The sequence below is a fragment of the Bradyrhizobium mercantei genome (genome assembly GCF_001982635.1).
Classification (GTDB): Bacteria; Pseudomonadota; Alphaproteobacteria; order Rhizobiales; family Xanthobacteraceae; genus Bradyrhizobium; species Bradyrhizobium mercantei.
In genome coordinates, this window is sequence record NZ_MKFI01000004.1 from 690,009 (window position 1) to 710,293 (window position 20,285).

At 65.8% G+C, this 20,285-nt stretch carries 4 protein-coding genes; 1 reads left to right on the plus strand and 3 read right to left on the minus strand.

The window, feature by feature from the left end; genetic code table 11:
• Nucleotides 1–23: 23 nt before the first annotated feature.
• On the minus strand, nucleotides 24–3,128 hold the full coding sequence (locus BI327_RS21285) for a DEAD/DEAH box helicase (RefSeq protein ID WP_076863155.1): 3,105 nt from the start codon (nucleotides 3,126–3,128) through the stop codon (nucleotides 24–26).
• A 625-nt stretch (nucleotides 3,129–3,753) separates the two neighbouring features.
• Between BI327_RS21285 and BI327_RS21290 the strand changes: the two genes are divergently transcribed.
• The gene (locus BI327_RS21290; protein ID WP_076862718.1) at nucleotides 3,754–5,727 is read left to right on the plus strand and encodes a substrate-binding domain-containing protein; all 1,974 of its coding nucleotides are present in this window, start codon (nucleotides 3,754–3,756) and stop codon (nucleotides 5,725–5,727) included.
• Between the two features lie 236 nt (nucleotides 5,728–5,963).
• Here BI327_RS21290 and BI327_RS21295 read toward each other — a convergent pair whose 3' ends face one another.
• Both BI327_RS21295 and BI327_RS21300 read right to left on the minus strand, forming a co-directional pair.
• Nucleotides 5,964–6,866, minus strand: a complete 903-nt coding sequence (locus BI327_RS21295; RefSeq protein ID WP_210191223.1) for an FkbM family methyltransferase — start codon at nucleotides 6,864–6,866, stop codon at nucleotides 5,964–5,966.
• The gene (locus BI327_RS21300) at nucleotides 6,866–20,278 is read right to left on the minus strand and encodes a filamentous haemagglutinin family protein (RefSeq protein ID WP_143271669.1); all 13,413 of its coding nucleotides are present in this window, start codon (nucleotides 20,276–20,278) and stop codon (nucleotides 6,866–6,868) included. The genes BI327_RS21295 and BI327_RS21300 overlap by 1 nt, the downstream gene beginning before the upstream one ends.
• Between the last annotated feature and the right edge of the window lie 7 nt (nucleotides 20,279–20,285).

The following is a 20,285-nucleotide window of genomic DNA, read 5'->3' on the forward strand; positions in this document are numbered from 1 at the left end:
GAGCCGCCGGCGCAGCGTCGCACTCACTCGTCCAAAATATCCAGGAGATCATCGATCCGCTCGAAGGGCGGCTCGTGCGTCTTGTCGGAGTAGAAGACGCGATCGCCGTCGCGCTGGAGCGATCGTGCCCTGGATTTCGGCAACCTCCCGGGCAGGAACGTCGCCGCGACCGCCTCCGGCCCGACGTCGAGCCTCACGATGCCACGCCGCTTGCAATCGATCCTGAGTCTTGCCGCCGCGAAGAAATCGCGGGCCGCCGCTGGCAGTCTGCCGAAGCGGCGCGAGGTCTCTTCCTCCAGATCTTCCAGATCGTCTTCGCTGCGGCACCGGGCGGCGCGGCCATAGATTTCCAGCCGCATCGATTCCGACTGCACATAGCTCCTGGGCAACAGATCCTCGAGCGGAAGGTTGAGATCGGGCACCCACAGATCGGCGGCCCGGTCGTTGGTCTTCTCCGAGGCCTGTTTGAGAAGGTGGCTGTAAAGCACGGGACCGAACACCTGGACGTGACCGGTTTGCCGCTCGGACAGCAGATCGCCGGCGCCCCGGAGATCAAGATCGCGCTCGCTGATGGCGAAGCCGGCGCCCGGCCTGCTGAACTCCTCGAGAACCGCGAGACGCTTGCCGGATTGCTCCGAGCTGGATTCGGTCAGCATGTAGGCGAAGGCGCGCGTTCCGCCGCGCCCCACCCGCCCCCTGAGCTGGTGGAGCTGCGCCAGACCAAACTTTTCCGGCCAGCAGACCACGATGGTGTTGGCCCGGGGAATGTCGAGGCCGCTTTCGACGATGTTGGTCGCCAGCAGCACGTCCGCCTCGCCTTCGACGAAGCTCATCATCCGGTCGTCGAGTTCGTCGGCAGGCAGCCTGCCGTGCAGGCACACGATGCGAAGCTCCGGGGCGACCGCCTGCACGCGCGCCAATAGCGGTTCGAGATCCTGGATCCGCGGGCAGATCAGGAAGCTCTGCCCGTGCCGTCGCTGCTCGCGCAGCAATGCTGCGGCAATCGCGGCGTCCGACAGCGGCGCGATCTTGGTCACGACCGGCAGCCGATGAACCGGGGGCGAAGCGATCACGCTGAGATCCCGGAAGCCCGCAAGACCTGCCGCAAGCGTGCGCGGGATCGGCGTGGCGCTCATCCAGAGCGTATGGACACCCTTGGCCAGGCCCGAGAGCTTCGCCTTCTCCGCCGCGCCGAAATGCTGCTCTTCGTCGACAATGACCAGACTCAGCTTGGCGAATTTCACGTCCTTCGCCGCGATCGCCTGCGTGCCGACCACGATCTTTATCTTGCCGCTGCGCAGGCCTTCCTTGGTTTCCCTCATTTCCTGCGCCGACGTCGCGCGCGACAGGCTTCCCACCTCGATGCCAAGCGGCGCGAAGCGCTTGCGGAACGTCGCGACATGCTGCCTCGCCAGAACGGTCGTCGGCACGACGACGGCAATCTGCTTGCCCGACAGGGCAACCGCGGCCGCCGCGCGCAGAGCAACCTCGGTCTTGCCGAAGCCGACGTCGCCGCAGACCACTCGATCCATCGGATGCCCCGAGGCGAGATCACCCAGCACGTCCCGTATTGCCTTCGCCTGATCGGCGGTCGTGAAATATGGGAAGCGTGCGACGAACCGCTCGTATGCGGGACCGGGAGCGACCAGCCTCGGCGCGCGCCGGCGGCGGCGCTGCGCGATATGCTTGGCAAGCGCCTTGGCGGCGGTCTGAATCTCCTGCTCCGCCTTGGTGCGCCGCGCCCACCACGTGCTGCCATCGGCCCTGTCCAATGCCAGCCTGCCGAGCTCCGCCGCATACGGCCAGATCAGCGCAAGATCGGCGGGCGGCACGAGCACGGCGTCGTCCCCTGCAAATGTCAGCCTGATCATCTCGCGAGATGATCCCTTCGCCATGTCGAAGGTCTGCAAGCCATCGAGCACGGCGAGACCGCGCTGCAGATGAACGACGACCGCGCCGCGCTCCGGCACGTCCGGATGATCGAACGCCGCACTCCAGGCCCTGGCCATCGGCTGCGGATGATGCGCCCGGCTGCCGAGCACGTCGGTCGCCGTCACCACGACAAGCGGCTTGCGGCCGGCACCGATGAAGCCGGTGTCGAAATCGGCCAACAGCGCCGCTTCGCCGCCCCGCCCCTTCGCCGCCTCGTTCCAGTCGGTGAAGCGCTCCGCCTTGATCCCGCTCATGCGCTCCATTGCGCGCAGGTCGTCCTCCACCGCCGCGACGAAAAGCAGCCGCGATCCGGCGCGCTCGGTGTCGGCGACAAAGGCGCGAAGCGCTTTTCGCGACGAGGTGACCTTGGAGAAATCAGGCGTAGCGATGAACGCCGCCTTTCGCGGAAGCACGCTCATGCGCTTGGTCAGCCGCTTCCAGTCGGCGGGCGCAAAATACTCGCGCTCGATCTCCCGGCGGCCGGCAGCCTCCCTGATCGTGCTCAGCCAGCTATCGGCGTGGCCCGACACGCCAGCGTCCGCGATCCAGCGCGCGCGCTCACAATAATCCGGCAGTGCCGCGCGCTGCGCCCGCTTGCCTCCGAGCGCGATCCGTTCGGACATCGGATCGATCAGCAGTTCCTGCGTATCGAAGACGACGTCGTGTTCATTCGGATCGACGCCCGCGATCCTGCGGATCACGCCACCGGAATGCTCGATCCTGAACGGCCCGAGCGCGCCGGCGGGAAACACCTCGAACGTCATGCCGTGGAACAGGACGCTCCCCGGAAAATCCGCCTCTTCGTCGAGATCGTATCCGAGCGCTTCCAGGCGATCCTTGAGATCCTGCTCGGCATAGCGCGCGCCCACCTTCAAGCTGATGCTGAGGCGCGCCCAGCTCGCGGGCAACGGCAACCGCTCCATGATCGCCTCCGCCGTCGACACCAGGAAGACCGGCTTCCTGCTCTTCGCCAGACGCCGCAGCACCGAACTGCGCCGGCCGGCGATCTCGCGCGACGGCTCCAGCCCGTCAAACGGCAAGGTGTTCAGCCGCGGGAATACCAGCACCTCGAGCGAAGGATCGAGCGAATGCAGCACGCTGCCGAGGCGCTCGGCCCTGTTCTCGCTGTCGGCAAGGAAGACGATGCCGTCGCGCCCGGACTTGTTCCATTGCTCGACGAGATGCAGCGCCAGCATGCCGAGCGGCGCGGACGATGAAATCCCGGAACGCGTTACTCCCTTGCTTGTCTTCTTCGCGCCAACCTTGGCACGGGCCTTCTTGGTATTCGCCACGTCAAATCCATCGCTAGTCGTGAGTCCGATCGCCCGGTGACAAGCGTCCCAGGTCGATCGCGGCCCGGTGGCGCCCCCCGACGCACGCGGCCAACGCCCTCCTTACAGTCTCGCAGTCGCGTTGAATAGCGGCGGGGGCGGTATCAATTGCGGCATCGGCATGGCTTGCGCCGGACCGTCGGAGGCGGATCCTTGGATCGTAGCGTTGGCGCATCGCTTCGATGAGACGCCAGAGCGATCGCGTCCGAGAATTCATCCGCCCGAAAAATCACCACGGGCCGACTGCGCATCGCACCAATTCAGATTGTCTAAGGGGTGTGAGCCACATCGGCGCCGATGCCGACGACGACGCGCAGGGCTGTTCGCCTTGCGCGGCGAACAGCTTCGATTGTCTTGAGACGTTCCTGCAGGGTCTTCTTCATCGCCGTCCCATTCCAAAGCCATCGAACAAGACGTTCTGGACATCACGAGGCCGTCAGGCGGTCGCGCGGCGCTGCTGTGTCACGCAACAAAAACAGGGAAGGTTATCATGAAGACGAAATCGTTCGCCGAACGCGTGCTGGGCACGACCTCGCTGGTCGTGTTGTCGGCCGCCGCCATGATCGGAGCCCAGCAACCGGCTGCGGCCCAAACCGGCATCTACGGCGGCGGCAGCACGCTGTCGTCGCTGGCGCTGCGGCAGATCTTCGACTGCTATGCGGGCATGACGCTGGCCAATGACGGCCAGGCATTCTCGCCGAGCTTCTCGACGGGAACGCCGAGCCCGAACCTGCTGCCGACGAGCTGCACCCTGGTCTCGACCTCGGTCGAGGGCCTGTTTGCCGCCGTCGGTTCCGGCAACGGCCAGCGCGCCTACATCGCCGACGATGCGCGCCAGCTGTTCCGCGGCAGCCCGGACTCCGCGCCGGCCATTGTGCGCAAGCCCTCGGCCAAGCCGCCGTTCCGCGACACGGCCAATGCGGCCTTCAAGAGCTATCCCTATCCGCGGCTCGACTTCGCCGCCAGCGACGCGCCGCTCGCCAGTTCGGTTGCAAGCCTGACCACCATCTCGTTCAGCAATTTCCTGCCGTCGACCAATTGGCAGAACACGCTGCTGATCGCCGCCCTGAGCAAATCGGCCACGAGCTTCAACACCACGGCGGTCGGCGCGCCGATCCAGGTCCCGGCCATGGAAGTCCCGGTCGCGATTGCAGTCAACACCGCGAACTCCGCCTCGGGCGTGACCTGGACCAACCAGTCGGCGCTGTCGCCGAACAGCCAGGCCGGCGGAGCGATCCAGCTCTCCGCCGCGCAGCTCTGCGCGATCTTCTCGGCGACCGTGACGGACTGGCACGACACCTCGACGCTGATCCCCGCGCTCGACGCCAACGGCGTGCAGCAGTTCCAGCACTTCTACGACGCCAACACCAACGGCTCGCTGACCCCGGTCGCCTATACCAGCGGCCGGCTGCCGATCAAGGTAGTCTACCGTGCGGATGATGCCGGCGCGAGTTTCATCCTCACCAATTACCTCGCCAACCTCTGCCCGCTGCTCGATCCGACCGGCACCTACAACTACAAGAAGATCTTCACCGGCGTCGGCGTCGGCGGCAGCACCACGGCGAACCTGCCCTCGGGCAAGTTTGTCCGCCTGCTCGACAACATCAAGGCGGTGAAGACCTCCGACCAGAGCGACCCCTATGACGTGGATGACGACGAGGAACGTCCGGATCCGCACTGGATCAGCGCCTCGGGCAGCAACCACGAAGCGCTGAAGATCGGCACGGATCCGCGCTTCGCCGGCCGGATCGGCTATCTCAGCGCCGACTTCACCCAGCCCTATGCGCAGACCGTGACCGAGGAGATCGCCGGCACCACGATATCAGCCGCGGCACCGCTCTCTGCCAGCATCCAGAACGAACGCCAGCGCCTGCTCGGCGTCTATCATCCCGGCCAGGTCGGCAGCAACGGCAAGGCGCAGAACTTCGTCCCGCCGACGCCGACCAATGCCCAGCAGGCGTTCGCCAATCTGAACGCCCCGGACATCTCGAGCAGCTATGATGCCTGGAACCTGTATGCCCAGGTCTATCCCGCCGGCACCGTGCTCGGCGGCGTGACCTATGACGGCCTGTCCGTCATCGGCATCCCGCTGCAGTCGCAGACCGACTATCCGGTCACCGGCGCGAGCTTCCTCAACGTCTATAGCTGCTACAGCGACAGCGCCGGAACGCGGGTGCCTGCCGTGAAGAACTGGCTCGCCTGGTTCTTCGGCGGATCGATCACCGGGCTGCCGAACTACAATCCGGCGACCTCGAACTCAGACGATCCCGGCTATGATCCGAACGTCGCCAAGATCATCCGCAACAACGGCTTCCACGAACTCGACGGCGTGTGGGCCACCAACATCCTGAATGCGTACCTGACCTCGAGCGCGGCCGGCGGTTCGTCGACCGCGATCGCGGCCTACAGCACCTCGGGCACGCAGACCGACGGCTGCACCGGTGTCACCGGCGGCGCGAAGTAACGCCAACAGGAGATCGTGATCCGGGGCGATCCGGGTCACGATCTCCGCGAACAGATCAGCAGCCGGGCACTCGATCGGGGCCCGGCTGTTTTGTTGAGGTGTCAGCTGGCTTTGGCGCTAAAGCGCGATGGGATTAGATTGAATCATCATCGCGCATCAGGCTTTTGTTTGAGCATGATCTCCGCGCAAACGCTCCGCGTTTGTCGCGAGGGAAAACCGCTTCGCACTTTTCCGGATCATGCTTTGGCGGCGCGATGCGCCGCGGCGAGCTCGAAATAGCGGCTGCCCGCCTCGGGGACGATCGCATTCCGGTTGAGCAGATGCTGGATACAGATCGCCGCGAGATCGTAGGAGCCGTAGCAGTGATGCGCGACCAGCGCGAGATGCCTGAGCTGCTCGGCGCTCATCGCGTCGGCCCTGGTGAAATCGCGGACATAGACGGCGTCGGCCTCGAGCAATTGATTGAACGCCTCGTAGGGATTGACGCCGCGCATCGGCCAGATCATGCGCTTGTTGATCCCGATCAGGGCATGCGGAATGAAGCCGTGGCTGCGCAGTTCGAGGTCGATCTCGCCGAACACCGGCTGGTTCTTGTACAGCGGCAGGAACGAGACCTCGGTCTGGATGACGACCGCATCCGCGAGCCGCCGCGGCCCATTCTGGAAGATCGCAAGCTCCGAGCCCTGCACGTCGATCTTGAGATAGTCCATCGCATCGATCTCGCCGATATCGTCGAGCCGGTGGGTCGCGACCCTGGTGTCGGCGATGATGCGGCCCCATTCGTTGAAGCCCTGGAAGTGCTTCAGCATCAACGGATCGGGCTCGAGCAGGCTCGTCATCCCGGGCGCGGCGCAGACACGAAGGCGGGCCTGCTCGCCGTTGCCGACGACATAGGGCAGATAGGTTTCGAGCTCGCTCTTGCGGGCATTCAGTTCGGCCAGCGCCTCGCGCTGCGGCTCGAAGCCGAACAACCGGCACAGGCGCTTCTTCAGCAGCGGCATGTACGGCGGATCTTCGGTCGGGTTCGCCCCAATGTCGACGACAGCCGTGAGGCGCTCAGACACAAGGAGTGCGGCCAGCGGGTCGCGCTCCGCAGACGAAGCTGACGGCGGAGGCGCGGCCGACTGAAGGGACGTCATCAGGGTTGCTGCTGTTCGCCGCGGCGACGGCGCTCGTCGTCGCTGCTGTTGGGATTCTGGCTGCCGCCGCCTGCCGGCGCCGCGTCATCGCCGCCGCTGCCGCCATAGCCCAGCACCTCGACGATCACGATCGACGGCTGGTCGTTGGGCTTGCTCGGCGCCGGTTGGCCGGCCTGCTGGGTCGCCGCGGTCGCGTTGGTGGTGACGGCGGCAAGCGTGGTGCTCGGCGTCGGCGTGAAGGCGAGGCCCGTCACCGTGCCGGTGGCCTGGACGTTGAACGCGTTGAGCACGACCAGCGCCACCAGCGTGATGTCGTTGCCGCGGATACCTGCGGCGCCGAGGTCGATGGTGCCGCGCGGCGCCACCAGCGTGACGTTGCTCTTGGTCGGGTCCTGGCCGGGCAGCGTCACCAGCGCGGCGATGCCGGCGCCCGTCACGAGGCCCTGCGGATTGACGTAGCAGTAGCCGCCAACGGTGCAGATCTCGCTGAGCGCGGGGCTCGAGACATAGGTCTTCGGTCCGGCGCCGGCGCTGATGTCGCCGTTGGCGGTGAACAGGCCGATGTCGCCGCCCTGCTGGGTCATGATGCGGCTCTGGTTCACCAGGATCGAGTCATTGGCGAAGGCACGGATGCTGCCGCCGCCGAGCGTCAGGATGCCCTCCTGATTGGGACTCAACACATCGAGCGAGGAGTGACCGACGGTGATGCCGCCGCCAGGCCCGACGATGTTGATGTCGCCGCCCATCTGGGTCTCGAGCACGGAGGCCGCGACATTGAACTTGCCGGTCGCGATCTTCGGCGCGGCCTTGCCGTCGACGCTCAGGCTGTTGTCGGTGTAGCCGTAGCCGGCCGGGAACAGAGTCGAGATCGCGGTATAGGCGCGGGCGTATTGACCGAAATACGGACTCGCCGAATTCTTGTAGTCCTTGCCCACCTGGATCAGGAAATCGAGGAAGGCGCGATTGACGAGCAGCTGCTGCCGCGCCGGCGACAGGCCCTGGAAGGTGGCCCAGGCCTGATCGCGCGGCTGGCCGAGGATAGCCGCGATATCGGTGAGGAAATCGATGCCGCCGGTGCCGGCATGCGCCGGATCGACATAGTCGGCGATCGCCGCCGCATAGTTGATGCCGGGCTTGACGCCGAACAGCAGGTCGAGCTCGGCGCCCTGGGACGGCAGATAGGGCTTGAGGGGATTGTTCAGCGTGAACGCACCACCGACCGCACTGCCGTTGCCGATCGTCGCGACGCCGCGCGTCGTGGCGCTTGGCGGAGAATCCGATGGCGCGAACGGACCCAAATCATGCCCGGCCTGCAGCACGAAGGTGCCGGGGCCGTAGAGAAGATAGGAGCCGCCGACCAGATCATTGCCGGCGGCGATGCTGGTGACATCGGTCGCGTTGTTGTTCTGGCCAATGAAACTGAAGCTGACATTCGGAAGCGGCGTGCCGTTGCTGGTCGTCGAAACGCCGCCACCGGGCGCGATCCCCGCATAGATGTTGTTGCCGGCCTCGATCCGGGCCGGCTTGATCAGCGTGAGCGTGGAGCCAAAACCGGCGTCGGCGTTGACGCCATAGATATCCTTACCCGCCGCGATGACGGCCTGGACCGGATCATTCGCATGTAGTGCTTGGGTGAGGGTCGCCCACGGCAGCCCGAGCGGATTGATGGAGTTGGAAGCTAACGTGGTTTGATCACTGATAGTGGATGAGCCGATGTATCGCGCGATGCTGGGATCAAGATCAGGCATCGCAAGACCCGCCCCTAGGTCGATGGTTCCTGCGGCGACGAGGTTGACGGTGCCGGTGTTGGTGGGCACCAGGTTACCCACGTCTGTTTTGCTAAGTGTCAGATTTCCGGTGAGGGCGGCCAGATCGAGGGTAGCGGGAAGCAGCAGCCCGACGATCGAGGGGTTCGCAGTTCCTCCGAGCACGACATTGCTAGGGTCGGCATTGTGCACAAAGAGTCCGGGGACAGAGGCTTGTGCAACAGTTGGAGCCGTCACATCGCCGGTGAGACTCGTCAGCGAAACGCCGCTGTTCGGGCCATAGCTGGTAAAAAAGTTACTCCAGGCGAAGTTGTTCTGCTGAGAGTCCACGCCAGGCAAGAATCGCGTAGGATCGACCTGTATCCCGAGATTTAGTGGCAATGAGGCGGGATCGTAGACGTTGCCGAGCGTCACCGAGCCACGCGCGGCTACGGTAATGAAACCGTCCTGCACCGCTAGCAGCAAGGGTAGCGCGTACGTGCCGGCAACGGTGTTCCCAGAGAGTGCAATGCCAAGTGTCGGAAGTCCCTGGTTCAACGGATTGCTGGTTGTTGCCTGGACCGAACCACCCACCCGGATCAGGCCAGCACCGCGGCCGACCAGGAAATCGCTGCTCAGAAGGTCGCCGCCGGCTGTCACGCTGAGATTGCCGCCGCCGTAATAGGTCGCCTTCGGCGGATTGGCCGCAGTGAAACCGCCACCGACCACCAGCGTCTCCGGCAACGACGCGCCGATATCGATGATGTCGGCGCCGGCCGACAGCGTGATGTTGCCACCGCCCAGCGCACCGAAGCCCTGGTGGAAGGTGGCGTAGTTGACCCAGGCCGCGGTCTGGCAGGCAACCGAGCCCGCCGCCGCGCAAGCCGCGAACGGCGTCGCCGTGCCATTGGAAACACCGTAATGGATGTACCAGTCGCTCCACATCTGGCCAGTCGAGCCGCCGGCGACGCCGAACTGGCTGCCGTCGAGATCGATCGGCATCTCGATGCCGATGATCGAGCCGCCTGCGGTGATCGTGATCGCGCCACCGCCCGTTGGCCACGTCGGCGTGCTGACAAGACCATTCGGATTGAGGATGTAGCCAAGAGGCAGTGTGGGAGCACTGAAATCCGCCGGTGTGGCCGTGGCAGCGCCGGCCGTATAGACTGCCCCCGGTGCCAACTGGTCGCGCAGTTCGACATTGCCGGCGGCCGCGATCGCAATGGAGCCTGTTCCGGTGCGCACGATCGTTGGGATGTAGATCGTGCCTCCACCTGCAAGGTTTGTTTGGGAGTTCAGATAAGAGGTGTGGCCGTCGACGGAGACATTGCCCGTAACCGTCGGGGGCAACGACGACAAGGCGATCACGGTGTTGGGATCGACCGGCGGTGTATTCCCGGTGAAGGCCGTGCCAGCAACGATGCCGTACGAGAAGCTGCCCTTGCCGCTCACAGCCGTCGACATCAATTGCGACGCCGCTGTGGTGTTGTAGACGATGCTAGGATTCCCACCAGGTGGATTGTAGGCCGCCGGATTGTTGGCAATGCGGTCGGCTGGAGGCGTCGGGTCTCCCGAAGGCACATAGGTCCCCTGCACACTGGTGTAGGCCGGGGGCGGCGCTGGTGGCGTCACCGCGATGGCGGCAAGCGCGCCGTTACTGAAGTCAATTCCCGCCGCATAGTCCAGGCCCGCCGCCAGGCTCGTTCGGGGAACGAAAATGGACAATCGATCCTTACCGCTGTTCACCAGATCGATATTGATGACACTGAGAAAATAGGCCGTCCACTTTGTCGCATAGTCTCCCGTCAAGGCGATTATGTTGCCGGTCCCCGTATTGGGCAGCAATCTAACAACGCCGTTGGTTAGATCGTAGTACTGCGTCGATGTGGTGGGTGCAGCCGGGATCAAATTAGCTGACGGATTCAGCTGCGTGTTGCCCACTTTGGGCGTGATCGTGTTGGTGTAGGATACAAAGTCAGCATAGGACAGCACGATCCCGCCAGACGCCGAGACGCCGGTGGACGGGTTGATCCCGTTGACGTTGACCCCGAGCAACTCGGTTTCGTAGGCACGGAACATCCTCAGGTACTGCGAATAGTACAGGTTGTACTGATCGATCACCGCCGGATCGCTCGACGAAATGACGACCGGCTGCGCCAGCTTGAACTGCAGCGCGAGCGCGTCATAGGCGGCATCCGACAGGCCGAAGAACGCCGCGCTCGGCGAGGCCGTGGGCGCTGAGGGGCCCGACCACGAGCCGCCCGTCTTCACCAGATAATCGGCGATCCCGCTTGAGCTGTAGACCAGATTGGTGCCGTCCGGGAACATGCCGAGATAGGCTTGATAGAGACTCGAATTGATCTCGCTCGCATAGAGCGCGGACGCGTCGCCGCCGCCGGGCGTGTAGTTGACAAAGAAGCCGTCGCTCACCGTTGCGTTGATGTTGACGTTGTTCCTCGCTTGCAGCACCAGCGAGCCGGGTTCGCCGCCGGCCGCCGTGCGATAGACCAGCGAGACGTGGCCGGATGCATCGACGCTGCCGGCGCCGAGATTCCAGTTGCTGGCGACCGTGATGTTGCCGTTGTTGATGTCGAGGCTCGGATTGATCAGGTCGATCTCGGGCCGCACATGCATGCCGCCGAAGCCCGCGCCGCTTCCCGCAGGGGTCACGGCGAGGTTCTGGACGAAGCTCGCCAGCGTGTTCTGATAGAACCCGACGTGATCGTCATTGGCCAGCGAGACGATGAAGATATTTCCGGTCGCGAGCGGCGCCTGCGGCGTCGGCGCCACGATCGGATTGCCGTTCGGATCGGTGGTGCTGCCGTCCTGATAGGTGCCCGGCAGCGGATTGCCGGCCGCGTCGAACCATCCGGCCGGATCGATGATGCCGTCGAAATGCTTCGTGCCGGTCGAGCTGTCGGTGGTGCTCCACACCGCGTAGGGATTGAGCACGACGCCCTTGCCGATCGGATTGCCGCCGCCATCGACCACGCCGACGACGGTGCCGCGGAAATCGACGTTGACGGTGTTGTTGGCAAGGATCGGCGCGCGGATGATGACCGAGCCGCCGGAATTGTTGATGTTCGCCCCGCCCGGCCCGCCGCTGACGTTGAACAGCGCGCCCGCCGCGACGCTGATCGCGCCCGAGCTCGACATGTTCTGATAGCCGTAGGTGGCGTTGACCGTGCCATCCGGCGTGCCGGTGGTGCCAAGCGTGATGGTGCCACCGGTCTGCACCAGGCTGGCAGCGGCGTAAGCAGGATCGGACGGATCGCCTGCGGCGTAGGACGCGTTGAGCACTGCGCTGCCGCCGATGCTGACGCCGCCGGTGATGACAGTGCCTGTGGCGACGCCAGCGCCATACAGCGCGATCTGGCCGCCGCTCGGCCCGCTCGCATCGATGGTGCCGTTGACGATTACGCTGCCATTGTTCGCAACCAGCAGCACCTTGCCGGAGTTGAGCGTCTGGCCGGCCTCGATGCGGATGTCGCCAGTGCCGAGACGCACCGAGAAGCCGCCGGTGAACGCCGTGAGCGGCAGGCCGGCGGCGCCGCCGATGCTTGCTGCCTGCAGCGTGAAATTGCCGCCGAGATCCTTGAATGCCGCGCTGCCGTCGAGCGCGCCGTCGAGCGTCGCGGCGTTTGCAGCCAGGATCGACACCGAGCCGGCAAAGCCGCGCCCGGCCCCGGCAACACTGACGGTGGCGCCCTGCCCAACGATCACGTTGCCGGCTGTCGAGGCGAGTTGGACATCGCCGCCCGGTGCGTCCTGCACCACGTCGAGGATCGTGATGCGCGAGCCGGACGCATCGATGACAGCGCCGCTCCCCAGCACCACGTCGCCGGCGGTCGCGGTCAGACTGACCTTGCCGGACAGCGCCTGGATCGTCGCACTGTCGGTGATCGACGCGCCCGCGATGGCGAGCACACCGCCGATGTTGCTGGCGACGCTGGCCGGCTTGGTGCCCGCGCCGGTGACCAGGCTGACATTGCCGAGCGTGCTCAGCGATTGCGTCGCGCCGCTGTTGACCACGATGGCCGGCGCGGTCAGCACCATGTTCGCGGCGCCACCGCCGCCGCCCGAGAACGTCACCGTGGGCAGGCTCGAATAGCCGGTGCCCGCATTGGTCAACGTCACCCCGGTGACGACGCCGCCCGACACCGTCGCCGTGGCCGCCGTGGTCGTGCCCGTCGTATTGGTGCCGCTGATCTTGATGGTCGGGGTGCTCAGGTAACCGTCACCCGGATTGGTCACGTTGATGCCCGTCACATTGACGACGGCCTGCGCCGTCGTGCCTGCGCCGCCTGCATTGGCGAACGAGAACGTCGGCATGCTGGTATAGCCGGATCCCGGATTGGTTACGGTCACGCCGACCACGCCCAGCGACGCGGTAAAGTCCGCACCGCCATCGCCCGTGGCGCTATCGATCGAGATGAAGTCGACATAGCCGGGGAAGCCCGACCCGGACGAGGTGAGCTTGACGCCGGTGACCGCGCCGCTGGAATTGACGACGGCGGTGCCGGTCGCAGTGATCGGGTTGCCGTTATTGTCGGTTCCGAACACCGTGACCGGATCGCCGTTGCTGTAGCCCGAACCGCCGCTGACGACGGCAACACTGACCACGCCGAGCGATGCGACCGCCGCGGCGCCGGATCCGCCGCCGCCCGAGATGATCACGTCGGGGATGCCGAAGTAGCCACTGCCGGGGTTCGCGATCGTCACGCCGCCGATATTGACCGTCAGTGCGCCCGTCGCGACCGCCCCCGAATCCAGCGTGCCATTGCCGTTGAACGCCACCGCCGTGCCGGCATTGAAATAGATCTGGCTGAAGCCGCCGAGATGCTTGGTGCCGACATCCTCGGTGATGACCTGCGATGCATTGAGCGTGAGCGTGCCGCCCGCGCCGCTGATGCCGGTTCCGGTAGCGCCACGGGTGTTGGCGAGATCGATGTTGGTGGCGTTGACCGTGGTGTTGCCGCCCTGCCCGTACAGACCGGCGCTGTCGAAGGTCAGCGTGCCGATCGGATGCGCGGCATCGCCGATCTGCAAACCGCTCGCGTCATAGAGATTGATCACGGTCGCGCTGCGCAGACGGACCGAGACGGCGTCGTTGAAGTTCGCGAGCACCGCCGAGTTCAGCACGATCCCGCTGGTGCCGCCGCCGATGTTGATGACCGATCCGGCGATGTCGTAATTCCTGGCGTTCAGGCTGGCATCGGAGGCAAGCGCGCCGCTGCCGCTGGTGTCGAGCGTCAGCGCGTTGCCACCGTCGATGACCGCGCCGGCACCGACCGAGAATGCCCCCAGCGGCGTCGGGCTGCTCGGCGGCGGGGCGTCGCCCGTGTACTGTCCCGGCACATAGAGCCGGCTGACCTTCACCGTGCCGCCGTTGGAGACACGCAGCAGCGCGCCGTCGCCGCTAGTGAAGAGATAGCTGCCATCGGACTGCTTGACCGGCAGCGCGCCGATCGTGATGTCGCGGTCGGTGCCGGTGGGCACTGCGCCGACCGCCCTGACCACGCTGCCGTCACCGATGACAAGCCCCCTGCCGGTGACAAGGCCACCGTCGCCGGCAAGCGAGACGAGGACCAGTTCGGGCCCGGTCAACGGATGCGCCGCGTCGGTCAGGATCTCGAGATTGAGCGCGCTGGCGGTGATGTTCTGCACGCCATCGACGATCTTCGCCGTGCCGCCGATCAGCACCGATGACGCCCCGAGCCCGCTGATCTGGTCGGCATTGAGCACGAGATAGTTCACCGCACCGGTACAGCCGGGCGCGCTGCCGCTGAGGCAGTCATCCGCCGGCACGGTCTTGTCGGCAGCGAGCACCAGGATGTTGCTGCCGCCGATCTGGACCTGGCCGCCGCCGCCGACGAGGCCCGGCGCGAGAGCGCTGGTGCCCGGCGCGAAGCGGTTGGTGCCGGCAAGGTCGAGCGAGTTGATGGCGCCGAGCACCAGCACACCGCCGTCGATCGGCAGCGGGGGCGGCGCCTTGCCCGCGGCGAGCGCCTGGTTGCGGAAATAGGTCGTGCCCGAGGTGATATCGATCCGGGAATATTGCGACCACACCGCTTGCGACTGCAGCTGGAACACCGCCGATTGCGACGAGCGCGCGCCGGTCAAACTGTTGCCGAGCGTGCCGGTGACGTATTGCGAGCCGTCCGCAGCGGAGCTGTTGGCAGTCGCATTCGGATTGACGTTGTTCGCAACCTGGACGACGCGGTAGGCGCCAGGCAGCGTTGCGTACATTCCCGGCAGCAGCGTGTAGGTGCCGGCGGGGATGCCGCTGCCGGCGCCGATCGTCACCGACTGGCCTGGCGCGATCGCGTTGGCGAACGGCTGCCTGGATCCGGCCGGGGCCGTCGCATTGGTGCCGGCCGGAATCACCAGGCCGGAATAATATGGAGCGAAGGCGAGATTGGAATCGTAGGCCGCAACACTCGCCGAATAGGTCGGGACCAGGGCATAGACCTGACGACCGTCGGCATAGGTCGATGTGATGCTGCCGTTGGCGAGATTCTGCTGGTAGGTCGCGAGCACGTTGCGGCTGCCGCCGGTGCCCGCGACGAACTCCGTCGCATAGATATCGCCGCCGCCGTTGAGGTCGAGCACGGCGCCGGATTGGGTCGCCACATCCGTGCCGAACAGGCTGATCGATTTGCCGGGCGGCGCGGCGAGCACCGGCGGCACGATGGCTGTGCCGTTGGTATTGCCCTGATACCAGGTGGTGCCGTCGATGGTGTAGCCGTCGGGGATCACGAGGTCCGCCGCCGAGACGGAGGTCAGGCTGCCCGAGGTCAACGTCACGCGCTCCGTCGGCGTGAACGTATCCGGCGCAAAGGAAACGCCGGATGCATTCTTGATGGCCCGCGCGAGGTCGGCCGGGAGGTCGGCGCTGGTCCGTACGCCGACCACGATGTTGCCAAGCGGCGCCCACAGCGTGCCACCCTGCACAATGGTCTGCGCACTCAGCACGATACTGCCGCCGGCCGAGAGTGGCGGCGTAGCCACCCCGTTCTGGGCGGTAGTGATGATGCCGGTGGGGCCGGTCGACATCAGCAGGAACCCAGTGTTGCTGACCGGATAGATCTCCGCCGCCCGCAGCGTGAGATTGCCTGGAACGACCAGCGCCCCGCCGAAGATCGTCTCTCCTGAGCCAGGACCGCCATCGATGAAGCCATAGTAGTTCGGCAGCAACCGGATGGCGCCGGCGCTGGTGAGATTGGTGTCCGCAGCACCGTCGACGAAGATTGCTCTCTCGAGGTCGATCCATTGCGCCGTAACGTTCAACGTGCTGGTACCAGTCGCGACAACCGGCGGACCGCCGTCCGTTCCAAACCCGACCAGACGAACGTAGCCAGCGTTCAGATTGACCGTGGATGCGTCGGCTAGCCCGAAGTGTCCGCTGCGCGAGTAAAGGGTCAGGGCGCCAGGGATCGTGATGTTGACCGAACCGTCGAATGCAATCGTGCCCGCATTGAGCGTCACGGAATCAAAGCCGCTGTTGCTCAGCGTATCGGCGCCGATGAAGGCGCCCGGCGCCGCCGACGCGCCCGAAGCCGGCAGGTTGGATGCGACCACGCCGGGCCGCTCCACCACGATCGTATCCGGCGTCGGCGGAGCGCCCGGCACGGTGTTGTTGATGACACCGATGGTCAAACTGCCTCCGGCCGCCAGCGGCGCGCCGCCGGCTGCATCGACGGTGCCCGCAAAATAGATCGTCGTGCCCGACAATTGCAGGCTGCCGCCATTGCTCCACGCCGCCTGCCCGGCGAAGTGCGGCCCGAAACCGCCCTGCGGCAACTGGATCAGGTTGCTCTCCGCGGTCACGGCAGCGCCCTGCAAATTGAACTGAGCGCCCGGCTCCGCCACCAAGGTCGTAGCCAAGAGCGTGATGGTGCCGCCGTCGCGCACCGTGCCCGTCGAGTAGGTGACGACCTGCGGATTGGGCACGAACACGCCGCTGACATCGAGCACGGCGGTCGCAGCGACGCGCACCTCCGTGCCTGTCGCGGTGATGCTGCCTGCGGGCGCAACGATGCTGCCGAGAATATCGGCCGTCGCAACCGGATTCAGCGAGACCGTGGCCAGCGGATCGGTAACGATGGCAGCACCGCGATCGATCAGGACATTCGTCCCGCCCAGCGACAGGCTGACCGGCTGGCGCAAACCATCGGGCAGTACTGCCAGCGACGCGAAGTCGCGCACCCGCGCGCCGGTCGGAATCTGCACCTCTCGGCCCGACAGCACCGCGGTCGGCTGCTGTTGCAACAGCAGCTGCGTGCCGGCGGTCACCGTGGTGCCGCCATAGATGTCGGTCAGGGTGTATTGGGAGAAGCCGCCACTGGTGAAGAATGACGGCGGAAGAACCAGCCGACCGGCCTTCGCGTCCGATACGACCATGCCCGCGACGGGCGTTCCGCCTTGGAGGGCGATGGCGTTTGCCGTATTCGTGGAAACATACGACGTCACGTCCGCGGTCGCGCCGTCGACCACAATGGTCGAGGCCTGCAATGTCAGCGTGCCACCGCCATCGAAGCCGCCTGCGTAGATGGTGCCGCCGAGCAGCACACTGGCCTGGTTGGGATGGTTGACGGTGCCATCAGGATTGGTGCCGTGCGGGAGGACGTTGAAGTCGGCCGACTTGCCGTTATCGCTGCCCAGGTTGCCAGAGAAGGCGCCAGCATAGGTCATCAAGGTCAGACTGCCGCCCTTGCCGACCGGTAGTCCATCGGCGCCGGTTTTGACTTTGCCGGTGGTATCGACATAACCGCCACCAGAAATGTCGATCACACTGCCGGGCGAAAGCACAATGCTCTGAGTGATGTCGACAAAGGCTCCATCCCCTAGAGTCGGTCCGTTGCTAGCGGAAATGGTCGAGATGCTCACGCTGCCGCCGTTGACGTAGGCGCGCCCCTCGAGCTGATCCGCCGACAGGCCGCTGTCGTTGACCCAGCGACCGCGCACGTCGAGCACCGCATGTGGTCCGATGACCACGGCCGGAACCGGCGGCTGCGCCGGCTGCTGCTTGGTGGGATAGGTGAAGCCGGTGAGGCTGATCTGGCCGGCGGGCGCGCTGAGCGTGCCGTCGATGGTGGCGACGTTGTCCAGCGTGATGCTGCCGCCGGGCCGAACCGACAGGGTGGCATTCGTCGCCATGTCGAGCCGTTGCGCGCCCTTGATCGAGATCGCGCCGAGCGATGCATTGGAGAGCACGTCGGTGAAGATCGGAAACACGCTGTTGGCGAGCACCGGCGACCAGTTCGACGCGTTGGCGAAGTTCAAGCCGCTGGCGCCATACGGATCCGGGCCGGCATCTGCCTGTGGCAGGAGCACCACGTTGTTCTGGTTGCCGGTCCCTGTCTGAGCCGTGAAGGTGACGCTCAGCGAGGCGCCCTTCGGCATCTGGTCGGCGGGCGCCAGATTCGACGATCCCGCCAGCGCGCGCTGGCGGCTGCCCGCCACGACATTGCCGATGATGTCATTGACGATCGGATTGATCGCCGCGACGGTGACCGAGCCGGCATTGGCGCCGGTGATGTAGCTCGCCTCATAGTGCGTATTGCTGCCGCCGCCCCACGGACTGAGATAAATCTCGGTCAGCTTCGTATCGACGACGCCGTTGACCTTGTGCAGCACCGTGAAGCCATTGCCGATACCGACATAGGCGATGCTGGGATCGGCGCGGCCGATGTCGTAGAGGCGCCCGTCGGCACCGAGCAGGCGCGTGGTGCTGATCGTGCCGCCGGTATACTGCACATAGCCGGCCGACACGTTGATGGCCGCGCCCGGCTGCTGCACGACATTCTTTCCCGACGTCGTGAAGTTGCCGCCCGCGGTCAGGATCTGGTCGATGCTCTGCGGGATCAGGCCGACATAGCCGGCAGCATTGAGCAGCGGCGAGCCGACCCACTGCACACCGTCGGCGCGGGTGCCGCTGAGCCGCGCATCGATGGTCACGGTCTTGCCGATCAGGCTCTGGGCGAGCGGGCTGTCCGCCACCTCGGCCGCGGTGACGAGGATGCTGATCTGGTTGATCGACATCGGCAGCGTGACGCCGGCGATGCCGGAGAGATCGATGGTGCTGCCCTGCTCGAGCAGGACCGTGCCGCTCGTGGCGACGGCACTGGAATTTGCGACGGCGCCGGCTTGAATGTTCAGCGCCGCGCTCGGCGCCTTGATCAGGGCGCCGGCGCCGCCCGCGCCGCTGCCCTGCACGTCGACGCTGCCCGCCGCAGTGATATTGATCTGCGGCTGCAGCACGGCCTGGAAGTACGGCGCGTTGCTGGCGCCATTCGCCGATGTGGTGGAGTTGAGCGTCGCCGTCGGCAGCGTTCCACTGGTCTCATCCGGCAGGATCGCCGTGAGGCTCGCCGACCCCAGCACGATATTGCCGTCGGTTCCGGGTATGCATGCGCCCTGCACGCAAACCGTCGTCAATTTGATCGAGCCGGTGCGCGTGGTCGCCGTGCTGGCGACGATGCCCCCGAGTTGGTTGATCGACCCGCCGACCAGCGTGATTGCACCGGAGTTGGACACCAGCAGCCCAGTGGCCTGGTTGGTGACCACTCCGGACTCTGGGCCAGTGGGTTGCGCGCCGGAGACCGCGCCGGCGGTGCCGGTGAGGACTTGCATCGCCGTCTGGGTGCCGACCGCAGTCGACAACGGCGTCGCCAGGGTGACTGAACTGTCGGAAGCAAGAATGATCTGGCCATTCCTTGTGGTGATTGCACCTGCGTTATTGACGCCGCCGTCAGCGAGCAACGCTACATAACCGCCGTCGCCATTCGTGCTCAGCTTGCCCGTCGTGTCGATGATCGCACCGGCCTGGACCGTGACCTTTCCACCACTGCCCTGGTTGAAGATCGTGGCTCCCGAAGCCGAGTTGGCGGGAACGCCGGCGGTCAGCGGGTCGCCGAGCAGCGAGAACAGCCCGCTCTGCAGGAACCCCTGATAGTTGCTGCCGCTCAGCTTGGACGGCAGATCCAGCGACGAGGCGATCAGCGTGTGCACGTTGATCTGGCTGGTGCCGCCGAAGATGATGCCGCTCTGGTTGATCAGATAGACCGCGCCGTCGGCCTTGATCGATCCCAGGATCTGGCTCGGCACCCCGGTCGATGCGATCTTGTTAAGCGCCGCCCAGTTCGCGTTGCCCTGCTGGTTGAAATTGACCGTCGTGTTCCTGCCGACATTGAACGATTGCCAGTTCAACACCGCCTGAGCCTGGGTCTGGTCGATGTTGACCGTAGTCTGGCCGCCGCTGCTGGTTTGCGTCGGCGTGTTGGCGCCGACCCAGTTGCTGACGGGATTGGCAACGCCGGACGCCGCAAGGCCGCTGTTCGGCACCAGGCCACCGGCGTTGAGACCGTTCGGCACCGCGCTCGGCGCGCTCGCCGCAAGCCCGCGCGCCACGCTCTGGGCCGCCTGCAATGCCTGGATCGCCTGCGCCGCGCGCGTCATCGACGCTTGCGTGTTCTGCGCCGCCTCCTGCGCCTGCTGGGCGGCAGCCTGCGCCGCGCTTTGCGCGGCCTGCGTGGCCGCCGGACTCACACCGCCCCATATGCCGAACGGGCGCGCCGCCACAGGTGAGGTCATTGCGATTGCGATCGAACTGACGCCTGCGAGCAACAGGCCACGGCGCGAGGTCGAGCGAGGGAGCAAATCCATGCGGGCC

Bases quoted from the DNA above. Each gene is read 5' to 3' on its own strand.
- BI327_RS21285 (WP_076863155.1), bottom strand. From the start codon at position 3,128: ATGCTGGCGCTGCATCTCGTCGAGCAATGGAACAAGTCCGGGCGCGAC.
- BI327_RS21290 (WP_076862718.1), top strand. From the start codon at position 3,754: ATGAAGACGAAATCGTTCGCCGAACGCGTGCTGGGCACGACCTCGCTG.
- BI327_RS21295 (WP_210191223.1), bottom strand. From the start codon at position 6,866: ATGACGTCCCTTCAGTCGGCCGCGCCTCCGCCGTCAGCTTCGTCTGCG.
- BI327_RS21300 (WP_143271669.1), bottom strand. From the start codon at position 20,278: ATGGATTTGCTCCCTCGCTCGACCTCGCGCCGTGGCCTGTTGCTCGCA.